General features: G+C 31.9%; 2 protein-coding genes. One reads left to right on the forward strand and one right to left on the reverse strand.

Going from position 1 to position 4499, the window contains the following annotated elements:
• Window positions 1-378: 378 nt before the first annotated feature.
• Window positions 379-1176, forward strand: coding sequence for an OB-fold protein (locus AAC854_RS21290; RefSeq protein ID WP_340618841.1), 798 nt, complete (start codon window positions 379-381; stop codon window positions 1174-1176).
• Window positions 1177-1449: 273 nt separating this feature from the next.
• Here AAC854_RS21290 and AAC854_RS21295 read toward each other — a convergent pair whose 3' ends face one another.
• A complete protein-coding gene (locus AAC854_RS21295) occupies window positions 1450-3495 on the reverse strand; it encodes a hypothetical protein (protein WP_340618842.1) in 2046 nt (681 codons plus the stop codon).
• Window positions 3496-4499: the final 1004 nt, after the last annotated feature.

Genomic DNA, 4499 nt, shown 5'->3' on the forward strand with positions numbered 1-4499 from the left:
CTTTGTATGCCAGGACTCTTTTTCGAAAATCTAAACTGTAACCCATTTCACTTTATGCCTTGTCATGTTGGATTTGGATATTATGACATATTAGTATGATTCTGCTATATGCATAGTAATGGGGAAGATGGTATAGGGCTTTATTGGTTCTATGTTGGTTTCCATATTGTTCTTTTCGTATTGGCAATCATTATTTCAATGATTTTAAAGAAAAAAGAAAAGAGTAAACAAACTGTTGCAGCAAACTAATCGCCAGGCAGCTCCGTAAGGGGCTGCATAACAGTGATAGAAAAAACACTGACAAAACGTGATATCAGATGCTCGCATGAAATGCGTCGGTTTGGATAGTTAGCTAATATGATGTAAATAGGTATCTAAATGAAAAAAATATTGAAATGGGTAGGGATAGTATTTGTCGTTCTTATCGTAATCGGGATCATTGCTGGTAAAGATGATAAATCATCAGGAACGACTTCATCCAGTAGCAATGCGATTAAGTTAACTGAAAATGAATCAAACGTTATTGAAAATGTAATTCGTAAAGATGTGAAAATGGGTTTTGAAGGTGGTAATTCAGAACTAAATACAGATTACATTGTTGTAACAGCGAAAGAGATGGAAAGGGTGTACGCGAGTAATGAGGCTAGAGGTGATAAAATCTATAAAGGTAAAAAAATCATCATCACTGGTATCGTTGATTCTATAGATTCTAGCATTGGTGACATTCCTGTTGTTACTTTGAAAACAGGAGACATGTTTAATAAAGTTCACGTCAATTTTGCCAGAAAATATAGAGATCTTGCCGCTGAACTGAATAGAAACCAAAAGGTTAAATATTCATGTGTTGGTGAAAGCGTTATCATCGGTTCTCCAACATTAGGTGATTGTGTTCCAGTTTCAGTAGCTGAAGATGAGTTGGTCAGTAAGTTAGTATCATCTATAAATAACGCTTCGAAAAATCCAGACAAGGCAACTGAAGTTGACAAGAAAATCATTTTGTTTGCTAAAGTTTCGTCTATAGTAACGGATGATTTTAAAACTTGTAAGGTGACAGACATAGAGTGCTTATCTTCAAGCCTTAATAAATATGAAAAGAACAAGCTAGAAAATAACGCAGAAGTAAAAGAAATAACTGAAAAATTAGGCTTAACCTCAGAAAAGACATCAACAAAATAAGAAATATTAATAAAATAAAAACCCCATTCCGGGGTTTTTATTTTGAATAGTTTTTCAAGTTGTAGCTTTGTTGATTATACTCAATTTTTCAATCACATAGTTGACTATGTTCGGTAGTGAGTTCCCTTATCGTCGCGCTGCACCTTGAAATCCATTGGTATATGATACAGTCTAGCGTAGTTTTGGTTATAAGTCAGATGTCATAATTTCATTTTTCCAATAATGACTATACCAATCTATAATTTATTGGGTTTTAAAACTAAGATTTTTATTCTAAGATATACAACCGTAGTTGATATCTGGAGAATCTCCTAAAATAACAGTATCAATATCAGTTACCCAAATTTTACTTTTTTCTAACTTACCTGAATCACTATCTGTGATTGTATAGTCAATATATAGTTGGGATGTTATATCTTCGGAAAGCCCAATCCATATAAGATCACAGAATGGAATTGGAATATTTATATACTTTTCTTGACCATCTGTAAGAACATTACTTTCATCTAATATAAAATCAATTGTTTTATCTTTTTTTCCAGTAGCGGACACCCTTAAATATCCCTTTTTTCCATATTTAGGTAAGTTCTTTTCATTCTGACTAGCTGCTAATTTTATAATGACATATAATCCTGTTTTACCATTGTTAATACTCCCATTAAGTTCAATATTCTTACTTATTGTATTGAAGGTTATCGCAGATGATTCATGAATTATACCCTCTGTATCACTGGGTTTAGGAGGAGTGGTAGTAGAATATACAATAACTTTGTCATAAACTTTATCTTTATTATCGTCTGGATTATTTTCATCTTGAAAGTAGTTTATATATAATGGAAAAGAATATTTGGGATTTCCTATTTGTGGTATTGCCATAAAACTTAAACCCAAGCCTTGATTAGGCTCCAGTTGATCATAGGAAAAATTAAAATTTCGATTTTTTATAGTATTTGTATCCTGAACTGTGTATATTGGAAGTAATTGTTTTGTATTTTGTGGATTTTTTCCTACGAAAAACACCAGCCTATCCATATTATTAATACCTTCATATGAATCAATGTTTACACTAAACTTATCATCCCTGGGTATTTTTACTATTTTACCATTTTCTTGTATTCCAACTACGGAAGGAAAAGCAAGTTCAGGAAACATAGTGTTTGTTTTAAACACATATATCGACGATGCAAAATAGAAAGGATTTATTTCTGGTATTCCTGTAAGGAAATCAACTCTTACTGATGTATATTTTATTGGATATGCACGAAACTTTATAAAACCTTGTGGGTCCGTTATTATTGAAAAGAAATCTTTTCCTTCTAACTGATGAATATCATATTTATCTCCTGTATTGCCTGCTCCTGGTTCTGTAGTTATATTTATAAGTGGGGTAGATAATTGTTTATCTTGTTGACTTGCTATATAAATCTGAACGTTCGGAATTCCTGCGCCATTTGAAGTGGTGAGTCTTCCCACATATGAACTATACTTGCTGTTTTTATCAGTTATTAGATTCTCAGTTTCTGGTAATTCTATAAATTCATTTTCAGTTTCTAGTTTAATCAGCTGATTTGGTACTAACGGTAATATATCATGAGTAACTGTTAGTGGTTGAAGAGTTGATGCAGTAGCACCGCTCTTATTAAGAGCACTTACTGTGAATTTGGCGTTTGTCTTTGTGTTTTTATTTACAATTGTTAAAAAAAATCCTTGGTTAACGATTGGAATACCGGTTGTGTTATAATTATTGAACTTCGAAGCTGGAGTTACAATAATAGTATCTTGGCCATCATCAGGAACTATTTTAAATGAAGAAATATTATATGCATCTTTGGGATAGATGTTTATTGCCTCAACCATAACAAAAACCATTTGGTTATTAAGAAATTTAGTCTCTTTTGGCAGTGATATGGCTATAGCAGGAGTATGTTTAGAAATAGATGTAATAAGGTTTATATTCACTGTTGGTGAGTTACGTTCATTTCCATGACTTATTATTTTATATTGAGCTTGATAGGTTCCATATAGAGAAATTTCATCTACAAGAAACAGTAAATAGTATGGAGATTCTTTCTCTTTATCTGGTGTAATAGTATATGGAAGGGATTTTATAACGCCAGCATTGTTACTTGATGAGCAATCACCATTTAAGCAAAGAAGTCCAAATATTTCATCTCCAATCTCTTCATGATCATATCTTGGTACCTCCATTAATAGATATTTATTTCCCATTTCATTAACGTCATGTATGTTAATGGTATTGGTTCCATATGCCTGGGTGAATTTAGGAGGGGAGAGTGTTATTTGTTCTGAGTTTTTCATTGGTTACCTCTTGATTGAGTAGCTTAAATATTAGCTTTTATACTTTTTATTTATTGGATGAAAATGCATATTGGTGCTTTGTTATGTTACCTTAAGATATAGTTACTTTAAGTTTTTTATTTACTGGTTGTAGTTTGTGCAAGAATAATTATTGTGCTGTTTTTTTATTCAAATAATCGAGTTGGGTGTGTTAAAATTATTTTGGTTTTATCTTGTTTTTATTATTTCATTTTTTATTTAATGTGAATTTCAAAATTGGTTATTTATATAATGTCTCTTTTTTATCTTACCAATTCAAATTCCTTTTTTTTATCAGCTAATAATTAAATTTCATCAGCTAAAAAGACCTCCTTATTTGTAAAAATAATTTAAATTATAAATCATAGTTAATGTTTTTTATTGAAATAAAACAACTGAAACTATTTTGATGTTCACGGCGAAGTCGATAGTTACAGCTGCGATCCGTATGCCACTTAGAAAATGAAAAATGCAATCTTGTTACAGATGGCTGACATAACCAGTCATCTGTAACAAATTAAATTATGTATACTTTTGGGTTTCTATACATGGCTCAGGTTAAAAAATTTAATTATGGCCATAACCCATTTTTAGAAAGAGAAGAGAACACACTACTTAGATTTTCTTTTGGAGTCTCAGGTTCTTTTTTCAGTGTAATCTGCGCTAATAGAATAATTGTTTGAACACTATTTTCGATAAGGAAATATGTATAATTGTCGGTAGGAGGGATGCACTGATCTGTAAATCTTCTAATATATTTTTTCCTATCGTTCCATTTTTGCATTTTTAGCTTCCACTCAAGAGGATAATACACCGCTGGACAAGCTATATTTGCCCATGGATCACATATCCACGAATTAGGTGCTAATGGTTTTCCCAGGGCGCGAGCATACTCTGATTAATTTTCACCCAAAGAAAACTCTTGCCCGATAATCATCACACCAACTCGCTTTTTTAAGCTTATTTCTTTGGCTGGGTGCACCGCA

Origin of the sequence: Xenorhabdus entomophaga, from assembly GCF_037996725.1 — a bacterium.
In the GTDB taxonomy this organism is placed as follows: Bacteria; Pseudomonadota; Gammaproteobacteria; order Enterobacterales; family Enterobacteriaceae; genus Xenorhabdus; species Xenorhabdus khoisanae.

Coding starts and splice junctions, on each gene's coding strand:
- AAC854_RS21290 (WP_340618841.1), top strand. CDS start 379: ATGAAAAAAATATTGAAATGGGTAGGGATAGTATTTGTCGTTCTTATC.
- AAC854_RS21295 (WP_340618842.1), bottom strand. CDS start 3,495: ATGAAAAACTCAGAACAAATAACACTCTCCCCTCCTAAATTCACCCAG.